The organism is Chryseobacterium salviniae, from assembly GCF_035819015.1.
GTDB lineage: Bacteria > Bacteroidota > Bacteroidia > Flavobacteriales > Weeksellaceae > Chryseobacterium > Chryseobacterium salviniae.
On record NZ_JAYLAA010000006.1, the window covers coordinates 1 to 15,572 of the forward strand.

Sequence of the window (15,572 nt, forward strand, 5' to 3'; positions counted from 1 at the left end):
ATTATGAGTACATATCCATTAGTAAAGTTTGCCTTTGAAGTAGATTGGGGCGGAACAAAATTAGGATTCACAGAAGCATCCGGAATGAACCTGGAAACGGCTGTGATTGAATACAGACACGGAGCAAGCCCTGATTTCAGCAAAACGAAAATGCCTGGCTTGAAAACCTTCAGTAATATCACCTTAAAAAGAGGGACTTTCCAGGGCGATAATGAATTTTTCGAGTGGTTCCAGTCTGTACAGCTCAATACGGTTGAGAGAAGATCCATCACGATTTCTCTTTTAAATGAGAACGGCGATCCTGCCGTTACCTGGAAAGTTAAAAATGCTTTCCCTGTGAAAATGCAGTCCAGCGATTTAAAAGCAGATGGTAACGAGGTAGCGATCGAAACCCTTGAAATTGCACACGAAGGATTAACCATTGAAAATAACTAATATTAACTTTAAAAATTAAAAAAAATGAATTACAAAACACCAGGAGTCTACGTAGAGGAAATCGCAAAATTCCCGCCATCTGTAGCACAAGTAGAAACAGCCATCCCGGCATTCATCGGGCATACTGATAAAGGACCAAGAAATGAGCCTACAAGAATTTCTTCCATGCTGGAATACGAAACCATTTTCGGGAAAGCAAAAAACGAAGCTTTTACATTTAATATAGTTGAGGCGACTGCATCCACGCCCAGAACAGTTACCGCTAATTTAACACCAAGTGCTTTTAAAATGTATTATGCCATGCAGATGTATTTTGCCAATGGTGGTGGCCCGTGTTATATCGTTTCTGTAAGCGGATTCGGAGCAAACCCGTCATTAGGGAATGAAACTACTGCCGGAACCTTACTGTTTGGATTAAAAACATTAGAAAAAGAAGATGAGCCGACACTTATCGTTTTTCCTGATGCAGAATTCTTAGGATCAGGAGCCTATCAATTGTATAATCAAGCCCTTGATCATGCGGAACTCATGAAAGACAGATTTGTGATCACCGATGTTGTGGGAACTGTTGCAGACTTCAGATCAGGGGTTACCAAAGCTTTAAAATACGGAGCAGCATATCACCCAAAATTGGAAACAATTCTTACGTACAGCTACGATCCGGAGATTACCGTTGGAACCAAAACGCTGGAGCATTGGAAAACAAATGATACAGAATTGTACAACCTTGCAAAAAATGCAATAGAATCTCACAGAGTCGTAATGGCTCCATCCTCTACAATGGCAGGAGTATATGCAAGAATAGACAGCACATCCGGAGTATGGAAGGCACCTGCAAATGTAGGATTAAATTATGTTGTGGCACCAACCGAAAAAATTTCACACCAGGATCAGGAAAGCCTTAACATAGACCCAACCTCAGGAAAATCCATCAACGCGATCAGAACCTTTACCGGAAAAGGGACTTTGGTTTGGGGAGCAAGAACCTTAGACGGAAACAGCAACGAGTGGAGATACATCTCCGTACGCCGTTTCTTCAACATGGTGGAAGAATCTGTGAAAAAAGCAACAGAACGTTTCGTTTTCGAAGCCAATACGGCCAACACCTGGATCCGCGTACAAACGATGATCGAAAACTTCCTGAACCAGCAGTGGCAGGACGGCGCTTTGGCAGGAAGCAAGCCTGAAGAAGCCTATTACGTAAGCGTAGGACTAAACAAAACCATGTCTGCACAGGATATCCTGGAAGGAAGAATGAATATCGAGATCGGTATGGCAGCAGTACGTCCGGCTGAATTCATCGTGCTTCGTTTTTCTCACAAATTACAGGAAGCCTAAAAATTAAACTAAATAACAATTAAAACAAACATACAATTATGAGTACATATCCATTAGTAAAGTTTGCCTTTGAAGTAGATTGGGGCGGAACAAAATTAGGATTCACAGAAGCATCCGGAATGAACCTGGAAACGGCTGTGATTGAATACAGACACGGAGCAAGCCCTGATTTCAGCAAAACGAAAATGCCTGGCTTGAAAACCTTCAGTAATATCACCTTAAAAAGAGGGACTTTCCAGGGCGATAATGAATTTTTCGAGTGGTTCCAGTCTGTACAGCTCAATACGGTTGAGAGAAGATCCATCACGATTTCTCTTTTAAATGAGAACGGCGATCCTGCCGTTACCTGGAAAGTTAAAAATGCTTTCCCTGTGAAAATGCAGTCCAGCGATTTAAAAGCAGATGGTAACGAGGTAGCGATCGAAACCCTTGAAATTGCACACGAAGGATTAACCATTGAAAATAACTAATCATGGCTCTCTTATATCCTCCAACCAGTTTCTCTTTTATTGTTAACGGGATTTCGACAACAGAGGGTATTGACTCCAGATTTCAGTCTATATCTGGTTTATCCACAGACATTCAAACCGAAGAATATGCCGAAGGAGGCGAAAACAGATTTATGCATCAGCTTCCTCTAAGGCCGAAATATCCCAACTTAGTTCTTAAGCGCGGCTTAATGGTAAGTTCCGGATTGATCAGCTGGTGTAGAAATGCAATGGAAAACTTTGAATTTGAACCCAGGAACCTTGTCGTTTCTCTTTACGGAGGGCTTCAGTCTACAGCTCCATTAATGGTCTGGAATATAGTGGGAGCTTACCCGGTGAGATGGGAAGTTTCGGAATTCAATGCGGAAGAAAGCAAATTGGCTATTGAAACAATAGAACTGAAATACAGATATTTCAAGATACCTTCATCGTTAGCAGGCTTAGGCTTATAATCTCTAAATCAAATCTGAGCACCTGAAAGTGTCTTAGCCTAAAGATAACTTTTAGCACAACTACTTTTCAGAAAAACAACAAAAAAATTAGTCTATCAAAGGACTGAACACACTCTTTATGTGCTTGGATTTTTTTAAACCAACAGGTTAAATCATTGTTTTTTAAATAGTTAAAATTTAAAATCAATTAAAAACAAACGAAATGCCAATAGAAATAAAAGAGCTTCACATTAAAATAAATGTGGACGAGAAAACAGCAGCAGCCACCAATGCTACATCGGTTGACGAAGCAAAAATTATGCGGGCAGTGAGCGAAAGCGTGGAACAGGCAGCAAATATTCAACAACGTAAAAAAGAAAGATAATGGGAGAAAAGGGAAAAGTAACCATACAGACTTACAAGGATAATGCCTTTGGTAAAAAAGAAAGTGTAGTTTTTACAGCCTTCATTAATCCAACAGGTTTTTCTTTAACGCATAAAGTTGAATATAATATTGAAAGCAAAGAAGGAGCAAATGCAACAAATTCAAAATTCATCAAAAAATCTCCTCAAACCTTACAATTAGAATTTTTGTTTGATGGTACAGGAGTAATGCAGGCTAACTCCGGTAATAAGCTTATTAATAAGATAAAGGAAGGGTTAGGAAAAAGAGATCCTTTTAGCAAAATGGCTGTAGAAGACCAATTAAAAGATTTTTATGCAGCAACAGGAGATTTTAACGGAACAATTCACAAGCCGTATACAGTTATTGTTACCTGGGGGAAATTTACGTTTGAAGGATCTCTTACGGAATTCACAATAGATTATAAACTATTCAATAGTGATGGATCTCCTTTAAGAGCCATAGGAAAAGCAACGTTTTTAGAATCAATTAGTGAAGAACTTGCAGCCGCGATGGGAAAAAAATCTTCACCGGATCTTACCCACAAAAGAACAGTGAAAGACGGAGATACATTACCCTTAATGACCGAAAGAATTTACGGAGATTCCAAATACTACCTGGAAGTTGCAAAAGCAAACGGCCTTATCAATTTCAGAACGTTGAAGCCGGGAAGCGAACTCTATTTTCCACCCTTAGAAAAAATATCATAAAATGAATAACAGCGGATACATACAGACAGCAAAAAATCCTGACTTAATCACTTTTAAAGTTATGTCCGGAGGTACGGAATTACCTGGGAAATACGGCGTGAAAAGCATTGTCGTAGAAAAAGAAGTCAATAGAATTCCCTATGCCCGCATTGTTATTTTAGATGGAAGCGTACCGGAACAGGATTTTAAACTCAGCAATGAAGAATTACTGATTCCCGGAAAAGAAATAGAAATCACAGCCGGATATCATTCTGAAGAAGAAACCATTTTCAAAGGAGTAGTCGTAAAGCACAATATAAAAGTAAGAAACAGCTCCTCTTACCTCATCATCGAATGTAGGGATAAGGCAGTGAAAATGACATTAGGAAGAAAAAGCAAATACTTCTACGACAGCAAAGACAGCGATATCATTGAAGAGCTTATAGGTAACAGCGGAGCAACTGCCGATGTGGAAACCACTTCAGGTACCCACAAGGAACTGGTTCAGTACCAGGCTTCCGACTGGGATTTTATGTTAACCAGAGCGCAGGCCAACGGAAAACTCTGCTTTGTTGAAGACGGAACCGTAAAAATAGCCAAGCCTGATTTCAGCGGCGAAATAGTGGAAACCGTAGTTTACGGATCATCCGTGCACGAATTCGACGGTGAAATTGATGCAAGGGATCAGTTCAGCAAAATTACCGCAAAAACATGGAGCTATACAGATCAGGAATTAACGGAAGTAGAAGCTCAGGATCCGGCCATCAGCCTCAACGGAAATCTTTCTTCCGGCGATCTGGCCAAAGTTTTTGGAATTGAAGACCTGCAGCTGAAACACGGCGGCAATCTTACCCAGGAAGAATTACAGCAATGGGGAGATGCCAAAGCAACTTTCCAGCAATTGGCAAAAACCAGGGGAAGAGTAAAATTCCAGGGAATTCCGTCGGTAAAACCCGGAGTTACATTAACCCTTCAGGGAGTAGGAAACCGCTTCAACGGGAAAATTTATGTAACAGGAGTCCGACACGAAATTATTGATGGAAACTGGCTGGTAGATGCTCAGTTCGGGCTTTCCCCAACCTGGTTCTCAGAAACCTATGATGTAAGCGAAATGCCGGGTTCAGGAATTATTCCTGCCATAAGCGGGTTGCACGTGGGAATCGTATCCCAATTGGAATCTGACCCTGATGGGGAAGACAGAATTCTCGTACAGATACCGATCATCAACAATGAAGAAGAAGGAATCTGGGCAAGAGTTGCTACGCTCGATGCCGGGGAAAACAGAGGATCTTTTTTCAGGCCTGAAATAGGGGATGAGGTAATTATCGGATTTATTAATGATGATCCTAATGATGCCGTAGTTCTCGGAATGCTGAACAGCAGCACAAAACCGGCTCCAATTGTAGCTTCCGATGACAATCACGAAAAAGGATTTGTCACCCGGAGCGAAATGAAAATGATTTTCAATGACGATAAAATTTCCTATACCCTGGAAACCCCGAAAGGCAAAAAAGTAATCGTGGACGAAGATGCGGATGTCATCAAAATTGAAGATGAACATGCCAATATGTTCACCCTTAACAAAGACGGGATCAGTATGGAAAGTTCAAAAGATATCCAGATCAAGGCCAAAGGAGACATCAATATGGAAGGTGTCAACATCAATATAAAAGCCAGCGCCCAGCTCAAAGCGGAAGGAAGCTCCGGCTCGGAACTTAAATCAGGAGCGGTAACCGTGGTGAAAGGCTCTCAGGTTAAAATCAATTAATAATATGAAACCGGCAGCAAGAATTACAGACATGCATACCTGTCCAATGGTAACGGGAAATGTTCCGCATGTAGGAGGGCCCATCATTCCGGCAGGAGAACCTACCGTATTGATCGGGGGGAAACCTGCAGCAAGAGTAGGAGACAAAGCCGTATGCACAGGCCCTTTAGACACCATTGCATCAGGATCATCCAGCGTAATGATCGGCGGAAAGCCGGCCGCAAGAATGGGAGATTCTACCGCACATGGAGGCGTAATATCCGCAGGCGAAGCTACTGTTTTAATAGGCGGATAAAATACACTGAAGTTCCATGCTACAGAGGCATGATCGACAATTAATATAACAAATAACGTATGAAAATAAATACAGATTTTTTAGGAACAGGCTGGAGCTTTCCGCCTGAGTTTAATGAGACTGAAGGAAAGCTGGTAATGACATCGGATGTGGAAGACATCAACAACAGCCTTATGATTCTCCTGTCTACACGCCCCGGTGAACGCGTAATGTTCCCGGATTACGGATGCGATCTTCAGGAAATGCTTTTTAAGCCGCTCGATCTTACGCTCATTACACAGATGAAAGGAATCGTTGAACGTGCAATCTTATACCACGAACCCCGAATCAACATACTCAGTATTGAAATTGATGCGCAGGACGAAATTGAAGGCGAAATTTTAATCCAGATAAACTACGAAGTAAGAAATACGAATACAAGAAGCAATATGGTTTTTCCTTTTTACAAAGGAGAAGCTACCGAAATATAATGAATTACGGGATGTCTGTAGCCATTTTAAATACTACCAAACACTACATAAGTATTGCATCTGAACATAGAAAGATAAATATAAACAAATGAAAAAAACAGATACATTTTCACATTATCGTGAAGGAAAATCACAAATGCAGCGCTTTTTAGCAGAATTAGATCCGGGCAATCTTGAATTACACGATTTCGATTTGTTTGACTGGCTCTTGTTCGCCAACAATTTTGCTCAGCGTGTAAACTATTTCGGTAAAGATGATAATACAACACCGAAAGGAAACTGGGGAAACTTCTTCCTGGGTGATGATGCCAATGCGGTACCGCGAAGGGAAAGCGTTGAGTACAAAAGTATGAAAAAACAGGTTACAGATCTTATTTCCCAGTTCGAACAGGACAGCAACCTGACCCCCCACCTCACTTTATTTGTCTGCTTTTTAAAATTATTGGACTTCTCAAAAAAGGCATTCAATAATTTAACCAAAAGACATCTGGATTTTTATTACAACGAAATTCTGCAGATTGAAAAAAATGAGGCTAAACCCGATAAAGCTTACGTAATTTTTGAATTGGCGAAAAAAGCGATTCAGGAAAGAATTCCCGGCGGAACTTTGCTGGATGGCGATAAAGATGCCAACGGAAAAAAACGTGTTTATAAAACAGGTGAAGAACTGATTGCCAACCAGGCAAAAGTTGTTGAAATTAAAAGCTTCCTCAATGATGTTAAAAAAAGAGAGCTGAAGATGGCGCCGGTTGCCAATTCTGCGGATGGTTTCGGAGATAAGCTTCCCGAAGAAAGCAATTACTGGTGGCCTTTCGGGTATAATGCTGATGAAACTGTTTCAAAGAAATCCATTTACAAAGAGCTTCCGAAAGCCAAGCTCGGTTTTGCTATCGCATCATCATTATTTAATCTGAAAGAAGGCGAAAGAACCATTACCGTGAAAATTGATTTCAATAAAAATTCTGCTCAGAAATTTCAGGATTTATCAGCCGCAGATATTGAAAACAATATCAAAGTGTTGTGCAGCGGAGAAAAAGAATGGATCTCAGGAATGGCTTTACAATGTGTAAATAAAAACGCAGATCAGCTTGTGCTTTCCTTCACTTTGACCAAAGATTTTCCTGCCGTGGTACAATACAGTAAAGATGTTTTGGGACAAACGTTCCAGACTGATTTCCCTGTAGTAAGATTCATGATTGAAGGAGAAAAATACTATGCGCTTTATGAAGCCCTTTCTGAAAAGCTGGTGAAAAATGTTGAAGTAGCGGTAGGCGTAAAAGGCATAAAATCTCTTCAGATTGAAAACGACAGCAGCCCGCTGAATGCTGAAAAACCTTATTATCCGTTCACGGCACAACCGGTAAAAGGCGCTAATTTTTACATCAAATCTCCTGAAATGTTTTCCAAGAAATGGGAAAAAGCAGACATTACCATCAACTGGAAAAACACACCAGATTCAATAACCAATTTATACAGCGGGTACCTGATTCAGCCGAACCAAAATATCAGTGTAAAACAATTTGAGTCATTAGAAAGCTCTTCAATTGTTCGTTCAGATGCTTATTTCACCGCAGATACCGCACTATTGGAAAAAGAAATATGGCGCGAGAAAGGCAACAATATTGAGTTGTTCAGAAAAGTGGAAAACGGGTATAAAACGCAATTTTCCATTCAAAACACCAATAGCGCTCCCGGAACAAGCGAGGCGATCAGATTAACGCTCAATCAATCGGCATTACAGGATGTGTACCCTAAATTATACACCCTGGCGCTATCCAGCGACCCCGCTAAAAATAAGCTTGTGCCGAACGAGCCATACATCCCTTTTGCGGAAGATATCGAACTGAATTACAGCGCAAGAGAAATTGCCTATTCTTATTTAGATAAAGATTCCAACGGAAAAGCCGCCAAAAGCAGAGATGTACTGCTGTATCACGAAGACGTGTTCGGACAATACGAAAAAGAAACGGAAACCAAAAGCATCGTTCCCGTACATGAAAACGGAGGCGAATTGTACATCGGTCTCGAAGCAACGCCGCAAACAACCGTTTCCCTGCTGATCCAGATGCTGGAAGGAAGTGAAAATCCTTTGGTGGATACTTTTGATGAAAAAGAATTTATCGAATGGAATATCCTGTCCGGCAATACGTGGAAGGATCTTTCGGAAAATATATTGAAAAACGAAACGAGAAAGTTCCTGGAATCCGGTATTGTAAAATTTAAAATCCCTAAAGACAACAACACCAGTCATACAAGGCTTACCGACGGGCTCGTCTGGATCAGGGCCAGATCAAAAAGAAGCTATGATGCTGTTTGCAAAATTCAGGGAATCTATGCACAGGCTGTTTTAGCGACATTTCAGGATCAGGGAAATGATCTGGCACATTTAGCCAACGGGTTGCCGGCGGATACTATTTCAAAATTAATTACCAGGGTTCCTCAGATAAAATCGCTGAGCCAGCCATACAATTCGTTCGACGGAAAATATAAAGAAGCCGATTCTGAATTTTACAGAAGAGTAAGCGAGCGGTTGAGGCACAAGCACAGAGCTGTTACACAATGGGATTATGAAAGCCTTGTATTGCAGGAATTTCCGGAAGTTTTCAAAGTGAAATGTTTAAATCATACTTCTGAAAAATCATATATGGCTCCGGGACACGTAACGCTAATGGTGGTGCCGAATATCAGAAATAAAAATGCTTTCGATGTCTACCAGCCAAGAGTCAGCAGGGCAAGCCTCAATAAAATTCAGGATTATGTAAATGAATTAAATACAATGCATGTTAAAGCTCAGGTAATCAACCCGAACTATAAAGAAGCAAAAATTCAGGCCACGGTAAAATTCTTTGAGCAGTACGACGAAGTATTCTACATGAAACAATTGGATGAAGACATTAAAAAATACATTTCTCCATGGGCTTTCACAGATACTAAAGATATTGATTTTAATGTGGAACTGAACGTGAACCATCTCATCAACTACCTGGAACAGCTGTATTATCTAGATTATATTGATGAAATTGAAATACTGGTGAATGATGTTTTGCAAAAAAAATCTTTAATAGAAGTAGATCCGAAGTCCATTCTCGTATCTGCCAAACAGCACAAAATCACTATCGCAGAACAAGTATGTATGTAATAATAAAAAGAATAAAACATAACCATGTCAGAAAATAAGCACATTAGTATACCGAAAAATGTAGAAACCGCGGATCAGACCGATTTTCACTTTCTGCGCAAAACCGGTATTGAATACATAGAGAAATTGGGAGGGAAACTTTGGACAGATTACAACTCTCACGATCCGGGAATTACCACGCTGGAAGTTCTGAGCTATGCCATCACCGACCTCGGCATGAGAATGAACCTCAATATGGAAGACCTTCTAACCTCTGAGGATCAGGACAAAAACATCCATGCCCAGTTCTTAAAAGCAACGGAAATCCTTCCTTCAAGACCTTTAACGGAGCTCGATTACAGGAAGCTTTTCATAGATATCAGCTTTACTGCAGGCCATAAAAGACCAATCAGAAACTGTTGGCTGGTTCCTCATACTGAAAAACTATATGTTGACTGCGAAACAGGTAACATGGATTTTAAACCTATCGGCGATAAAGTACAGAGCTTTGATGTAAAAGGAATGTATGATCTTTATGTAGACTATTCCGATGATGTTACTGAAGAAAATAACGGCTGCGGGAAAACTGGCGTCAACCTTCAGATATTGGAACGCTATCATGCCAACAGAAGCCTCTGCGAAGATCTTGCTGAAATTAAAGAAATTGAAATCCAGGAAGTAGCAGTTTGTGCACGTATCGGATTAGTCAATAAAGCCGATGAAGAACTCGTTCATGCCAAAGTACTGCGGGCGATTAATAATTACCTGTCTCCGGAAGTTCATTTTTACTCATTAAAACAAATGTTGGATAAAGGCTTCACAACAGATCAGATTTTTGATGGCCCGCTTTTAGAAAACGGTTTTATTGATACTGAAGAGCTGAAAAACAGCCAGCTGAGAACCGAAGTCCGCCTTTCCGATATCGTAAGCGAAATCATGAAGGTTGACGGTGTAAAAGAAATTCATGAAATTTCTATCGCAGGTTGCGACAGCATGATTAAACAGAACAACGACTGGCTCATCTGTATTGAAAAAGGAAGAAAACCCGAACTTTGCGAGCTGAGCTCTTTCAGCTACAGTAAAGGATCGCTTCCGTTAAATATCAATGATAAAAAAGTCCAGGAGTATATGCAGACTCTTAAACTGGAAGAAGAGGTGCTGAGAGAAGATGCGAGACAGAATAAAGAACTGGCTTTACCACAAGGAACAGCGTATGATGTGGCAGAATATGCAACCATCCTTAATGAATTTCCGGATACCTACGGTGTGGGAATTTCAGGGATTATAGGAAATCACACCCCGGAAAGAGAAGCGCTCGCAAAACAGATGAAAGCCTACCTGTTGTTTTTTGATCAAATTCTTGCCGGTTATTTCAAGCACCTTGAAAAAGTAAAAGAAATATTAAGTGTTAGCGGAGATTTAAAAAGGACTTATTTCACACAGGCCCTGAAAAATATCAAAGGATTCGGTGAACTGGTTTCTGATTATCCAACAGCAAACGATGATGAGCTTACCGATGCTTTGTATGAAGAACTGGATAATAGCGTTGATCGCAGGAATGAAATCCTGGATCATTTGATCTCCCGTTTTGCCGAAACCTTCAGCGATTATACGTTCCTCATGAAATCATTATACGGAAATTCCGCAGACGAAATTGTCCTTAATAACAAGCAAAACTTCCTCAACGAATATGCTTCCATAAGTAAAGACCGAGGATTGGGGTATAATTATATTCTTTTTGCAGATTCAGATCTCTGGAACACCCATAATATTTCCGGGGTTCAAAAAAGAATTGCCCGTTTATTGGGAATCAGGGATTATACACAAAGAAATGTATCCAATTCGCCGGTATTAATTACCAAAACAACCACTGGAAACCAGGAAAAATTTACCTGGAAAATAAAAGATGCTTCAGGCAATATCATTTTATCCTCCATAAAAACCTACCAGATTGAATATGCAGCTACCAAAAACCTGAATGAAGCCATTTACCAAATAATCCAGATTGATGAAGAAGATCTTGAAAATGCACTGGAAGATTTAGGAGCATGTGAAGACAATACATGCTTCATTGGAAATATGAATATCCGGTTTTCCGGTGGTGGCAACTATTATTTTGATGTTGTAGATGATGCTCCGGAAAAGAATGTAATGGCTACCCATAAAAGAACCAATCCTTACCCGGATCTTAATGCTTTAAAAGATGGAATCAGGGAAACGGTAAAATATTTCAGGTATCATTTTACGGAAGAAAGCATTTTCCTGATAGAACATCTTTTATTAAAGCCAAGTGTTAAAGATTATAAGCAGATGGGCGGTATCGGCTGCATGGAAATAGAAAGTACTTTTAAAATCATGTACGATGCCGAAAGCGCATCAGTTGAAAATCCCGTAGGCTATTCTGAAACCTTTATGCGTTCCTGTGAGGAAGGCTGCGAAACAGATGTGTTTGATCCTTATTCCTACCGCGTGAGCATCGTTCTTCCGGGATATACGTACCGCTTCCAGGATCCTGATTTCAGACGTTATGCGGAAACGGTGATCAGACAGGAGATTCCTGCTCATATTTTAGCAAAAATCTGCTGGGTAGGTGATCGTTTTACGGAAACACAAACTGCAAAAAGCGACCTTTCCGAATTTGAAGTTGCTTTCAAACAATATCTTTCCGATAAAGCTAAAAACAATATTGAGAATTTAGGAACAAGGATCCATGAGCTGTTGACAAGGCTTACCGATCTGAATAATATCTACAGGCCGGGAAGGCTTCTGGACTGTGCCATAGAAGATAACGACAGCTTAGACGGAAAAATCATATTAGGACAATCAAACATATAAAAAATTGATATATAATGAATACCAAATTAGAAAACGTAACAACTCAATATAGAAAGTTTAACGTAAATCAGGTTCTTACGGAAGGGCAACTAAACGAATTTTTAGATTACTTCGAAGACCAGGACAGACTCTCGAGAACACACCTGAGCGGCGTAGGAGTAGCGTCCGGATTTAAATCAATGTACATTGATGAATCCGTAACTGAAGAAACTATTAAGCTCATGTTTAAGATAGATAAAGAACAACCTATTGACCTTAACGATTATCTTGATACCATCGCCATTACTCAGGGAGCGGGCATTACCACAGATGGAGATTTAATGACTTTACGCCGCAAAACACTAAAACATATGCCCGAATCTATTGAAACAGTAATAGATTTTGGAGCAAATGCTTATAAATATTACAAAAAATATGAAGCGGCAAAAGATTACGGGCATTTTATCATTAATAATGAGCCAGTTAGTCTATTGGAAATCATCACTCAGCAGGATTATGACTTTTTAATAGCTCAGGGAATTAGTATCAGCGATTTTAAACCGGTAAAAGATATTCAAAAATTAAATGAAAAAATCGTTATCCTTTATCTGGAAAGCTATTCTAATGAAGAATCGCCGTGTCAGGATGCAGACTGCGACAATGCAGGCGCAGAGCAGGTTTCCAACCTCAGGGTACTGTTGGCAGATCAAAATGAAATTAAAAATATTATCGACGAAAGTGAAGCAAAAGATACTTTATACCAACTTCGTAATGTGTATGAAGATCTTTTTGACAAGTTACATAATATAGAAGCCAGAAGAGTTATTCTGGATCCGGGCGTTTCAACAGCACCACAGTTAAAATCAAAATTTATAGATGCGATCAGTGCTGTTTCGGAGTTAAGTGAAGGTTTTACCAGGATTGCACAAGTTTTTAACGTAAACCTTAATTTAGGAAATCAGTATCTTAAAGATAAATTAGAGGCTCTATTGTACACCATCCCTTCAGGTGCTGATGATTATCAGTACAGGTATGATTTGCTTAAAGATTTAATTGATACGCATAATGAAATCAGGAGTTTGGTGCTGCATCTTCATGCGGAATGCTGCCCAAGCATTTCTTCATTTCCTAAGCATCTTCTTTTGGGACCTCTCGGAGCAAAGCTGGAACTTGGGGAAAATACGCCGCTTCGTCACGGTTTCTATCATTCGCCCACCACTACCGGTGACGATGAAAACTATGAGAGAATCGTAATGCTTGCCAACCGTTTTGCCCAAAAGATAAATGGATTCAGAGCTTATTCTGGCCCTGTGAAAATTACCCCTTCCTACCTTAATGTACGCTTGGGAGATAAAGCAATTCCATTTTATTATAATGTCGATCAGCCATTATTAAGAAAATGGAATTACGAAAAAACAAAAACAGACCGCGAAACCTATAATTTAAGTTATCATACAGCCAATCTGGCAGGCGAAGATTTTGTTCAGAATCCGTTGGATTACAACATTGATAATCATGATTTTTACAGGATTGAAGGACATCTCGGATTGCCATTTGAAACTGCTGTACAAAATATCAATGATCTTAAAACAAAGTACGGATTGGCGTTCGACGTTACTGTGCTGCTTTTAAATAATGAGAAAAGAGGCAGTGGTGAAGTGTCAGAGCCGAGAAAGCTTTCAATTCCGGAACTCAGGGCCCAGGTATTGTCAATTTCCAACGACATCAGCAAAGCAACAGGAGATTCAAAAAGTACGCTGCAGAATTTAACGAAGCTGGACAGCCAGCTCAAATTATTGAATAAAGCTAAATTTGATTTCGATCCGGAATTTGCAGAAGAAATTACAATTGTAAAAGAAGATCCGAGAAAGAAAGAAATTACAACAGAGCTTTTAAAAGATTTCCTGGAACGAAAGTCCGGGCTGGAACACATGGCAGGAGTAAGGCCTGGTGATACCTTTGTATTGATTGCAGAATCGGAAACCAATAATCTTGTTCTTGCAGATTTCACATTGCCTTATCTGTGCTGCTCGAAAGAAAAACCAAACATTCCGCCTTTAGCTAAAGATGATTATGCTTCCTGTATGATCGGAAAAACAGTCACTATATCAGTTTTAGATAATGATTATGATGCAGATAATGACTCATTAACAGTTGTTAAAAAATCAGATCCGTCCTATGGAACGGTGGTGCTGAACAGCAGTGGTATATTCACGTATACCCATGACGGTTCCGCTAATCTGGAAGACTCATTCACCTATTGTGTTAATGACGGCAGAGACGACAGTAACATTGCTACGGTGTTTATTAAGGTAAAATCTGCTCCGGTAGCCGTAAACGACCATGCTTCCACATCAAACGGAGGGTATGTGGATATTGCTGTTAAAGACAATGATTACGATTTAGGAAATACACCGTTATCCGTATTCATAAATACACAGCCAGCCCATGGAACAGCAACACTGAGACCAGACGGTAAAATAAGATACACGCACGACAAATCAAACACTCTTACGGATTCCTTTACCTATCATATCAACGATGGGGAATTAGACAGTAATATTGCAACAGTTACCATTAAAATCGGTCCGCCTCCGTGTAATTCTGGTATGGACGTTGTCTTCATATTTGATTATACAGGAAGTATGGGAGGCCAGATTGAAGCTGCTAAAACCGGGGCCAGCAGTATCATAACAACAATACAGAACCAGTCGTCTCCTAATGCGTACAGATTAGGTATCGTACTGGCCGATGAAACAGATTCCAGAACAAATTCCAGCTATAGCTCAGCGGCAGCATATACAAGCCTGCCGGTATCGCAGAGATTTGTTAATCCGGGCATCGGTTCAAAATTCCAATGGATTACAGCAATGGAAGTTATGTCCGAAAATAATGTTACTTCATTTACAAACCAGCTTGGCAAAATCAATAATCCTGCCGGAGGCTTAAGTCTTGGATGGGGAGTAGGAGGTCCGGAACCTACTGACATGGCATTAAGCAGAGTCGTAGAACACGATTTCGCAGGAACATTTAGAAATAATGTTGCAAAATATGTAATCATCATAACAGATATTACGCCGGGTGGTAATGACGATATTGCCAATAGTGTAGACGTGGCCGAACTGAACAGATTAAAAAATATCTGTCTGGCCAAATCTATCAAAGTTATTGTACTGGGAGCAGGCGTCGACCATAAGATTGAAGGAAAATACATCTGGAGAGAATTAGCAAACGGAACTGGTGGTTCATGGAACTCCAGCTACAATGCAAGTGCTATTCAAACTGCAATTATCAATGGTTGTGGAGGTTAATATGATCAAAAA

General features: G+C 40.1%; 12 protein-coding genes. All 12 read left to right on the forward strand.

The features are described 5' to 3' along the window. The first annotated feature begins 3 nt into the window (after positions 1-3). Positions 4-435 (forward strand): phage tail protein, encoded by a 432-nt coding sequence (locus tag SOP96_RS01045; protein WP_326319380.1) that lies wholly within the window; start codon positions 4-6, stop codon positions 433-435. 24 nt (positions 436-459) lie between these two features. After that, positions 460-1,773 (forward strand): phage tail sheath family protein, encoded by a 1,314-nt coding sequence (locus tag SOP96_RS01050; protein WP_326319379.1) that lies wholly within the window; start codon positions 460-462, stop codon positions 1,771-1,773. Positions 1,774-1,811: 38 nt separating this feature from the next. Then, entirely contained in the window at positions 1,812-2,243 is a 432-nt protein-coding gene (locus tag SOP96_RS01055) for a phage tail protein (RefSeq protein ID WP_326319380.1), read from the forward strand. 2 nt (positions 2,244-2,245) lie between these two features. Beyond that, a complete protein-coding gene (locus tag SOP96_RS01060; RefSeq protein ID WP_326319381.1) occupies positions 2,246-2,713 on the forward strand; it encodes a phage tail protein in 468 nt (155 codons plus the stop codon). Between the two features lie 202 nt (positions 2,714-2,915). After that, positions 2,916-3,077 carry a DUF5908 family protein gene (locus SOP96_RS01065; RefSeq protein ID WP_326319382.1) on the forward strand — a complete coding sequence of 54 codons (162 nt, stop codon included), beginning with the start codon at positions 2,916-2,918 and terminating at the stop codon, positions 3,075-3,077. After that, positions 3,077-3,805, forward strand: a complete 729-nt coding sequence (locus SOP96_RS01070; protein WP_326319383.1) for a CIS tube protein — start codon at positions 3,077-3,079, stop codon at positions 3,803-3,805. The genes SOP96_RS01065 and SOP96_RS01070 overlap by 1 nt, the downstream gene beginning before the upstream one ends. A gap of 1 nt (position 3,806) precedes the next feature. Continuing rightward, entirely contained in the window at positions 3,807-5,552 is a 1,746-nt protein-coding gene (gene vgrG / locus SOP96_RS01075; RefSeq protein WP_326319384.1) for a type VI secretion system tip protein VgrG, read from the forward strand. Between the two features lie 4 nt (positions 5,553-5,556). Continuing rightward, the gene (locus SOP96_RS01080; protein ID WP_029297107.1) at positions 5,557-5,847 is read left to right on the forward strand and encodes a PAAR domain-containing protein; all 291 of its coding nucleotides are present in this window, start codon (positions 5,557-5,559) and stop codon (positions 5,845-5,847) included. A 59-nt stretch (positions 5,848-5,906) separates the two neighbouring features. Continuing rightward, a complete protein-coding gene (locus tag SOP96_RS01085; RefSeq protein WP_326319385.1) occupies positions 5,907-6,317 on the forward strand; it encodes a GPW/gp25 family protein in 411 nt (136 codons plus the stop codon). Between the two features lie 88 nt (positions 6,318-6,405). Then, a complete protein-coding gene (locus SOP96_RS01090; protein ID WP_326319386.1) occupies positions 6,406-9,456 on the forward strand; it encodes a baseplate J/gp47 family protein in 3,051 nt (1,016 codons plus the stop codon). Positions 9,457-9,480: 24 nt separating this feature from the next. After that, positions 9,481-12,270, forward strand: coding sequence for a hypothetical protein (locus tag SOP96_RS01095; protein WP_326319387.1), 2,790 nt, complete (start codon positions 9,481-9,483; stop codon positions 12,268-12,270). A gap of 14 nt (positions 12,271-12,284) precedes the next feature. Then, on the forward strand, positions 12,285-15,560 hold the full coding sequence (locus SOP96_RS01100; protein ID WP_326319388.1) for an Ig-like domain-containing protein: 3,276 nt from the start codon (positions 12,285-12,287) through the stop codon (positions 15,558-15,560). Positions 15,561-15,572 lie beyond the last annotated feature (12 nt).

What these genes read in the sequence shown, in the direction of transcription:
- SOP96_RS01045 (WP_326319380.1), top strand. Translation starts at nt 4, where the DNA reads ATGAGTACATATCCATTAGTAAAGTTTGCCTTTGAAGTAGATTGGGGC.
- SOP96_RS01050 (WP_326319379.1), top strand. Translation starts at nt 460, where the DNA reads ATGAATTACAAAACACCAGGAGTCTACGTAGAGGAAATCGCAAAATTC.
- SOP96_RS01055 (WP_326319380.1), top strand. Translation starts at nt 1,812, where the DNA reads ATGAGTACATATCCATTAGTAAAGTTTGCCTTTGAAGTAGATTGGGGC.
- SOP96_RS01060 (WP_326319381.1), top strand. Translation starts at nt 2,246, where the DNA reads ATGGCTCTCTTATATCCTCCAACCAGTTTCTCTTTTATTGTTAACGGG.
- SOP96_RS01065 (WP_326319382.1), top strand. Translation starts at nt 2,916, where the DNA reads ATGCCAATAGAAATAAAAGAGCTTCACATTAAAATAAATGTGGACGAG.
- SOP96_RS01070 (WP_326319383.1), top strand. Translation starts at nt 3,077, where the DNA reads ATGGGAGAAAAGGGAAAAGTAACCATACAGACTTACAAGGATAATGCC.
- vgrG (WP_326319384.1), top strand. Translation starts at nt 3,807, where the DNA reads ATGAATAACAGCGGATACATACAGACAGCAAAAAATCCTGACTTAATC.
- SOP96_RS01080 (WP_029297107.1), top strand. Translation starts at nt 5,557, where the DNA reads ATGAAACCGGCAGCAAGAATTACAGACATGCATACCTGTCCAATGGTA.
- SOP96_RS01085 (WP_326319385.1), top strand. Translation starts at nt 5,907, where the DNA reads ATGAAAATAAATACAGATTTTTTAGGAACAGGCTGGAGCTTTCCGCCT.
- SOP96_RS01090 (WP_326319386.1), top strand. Translation starts at nt 6,406, where the DNA reads ATGAAAAAAACAGATACATTTTCACATTATCGTGAAGGAAAATCACAA.
- SOP96_RS01095 (WP_326319387.1), top strand. Translation starts at nt 9,481, where the DNA reads ATGTCAGAAAATAAGCACATTAGTATACCGAAAAATGTAGAAACCGCG.
- SOP96_RS01100 (WP_326319388.1), top strand. Translation starts at nt 12,285, where the DNA reads ATGAATACCAAATTAGAAAACGTAACAACTCAATATAGAAAGTTTAAC.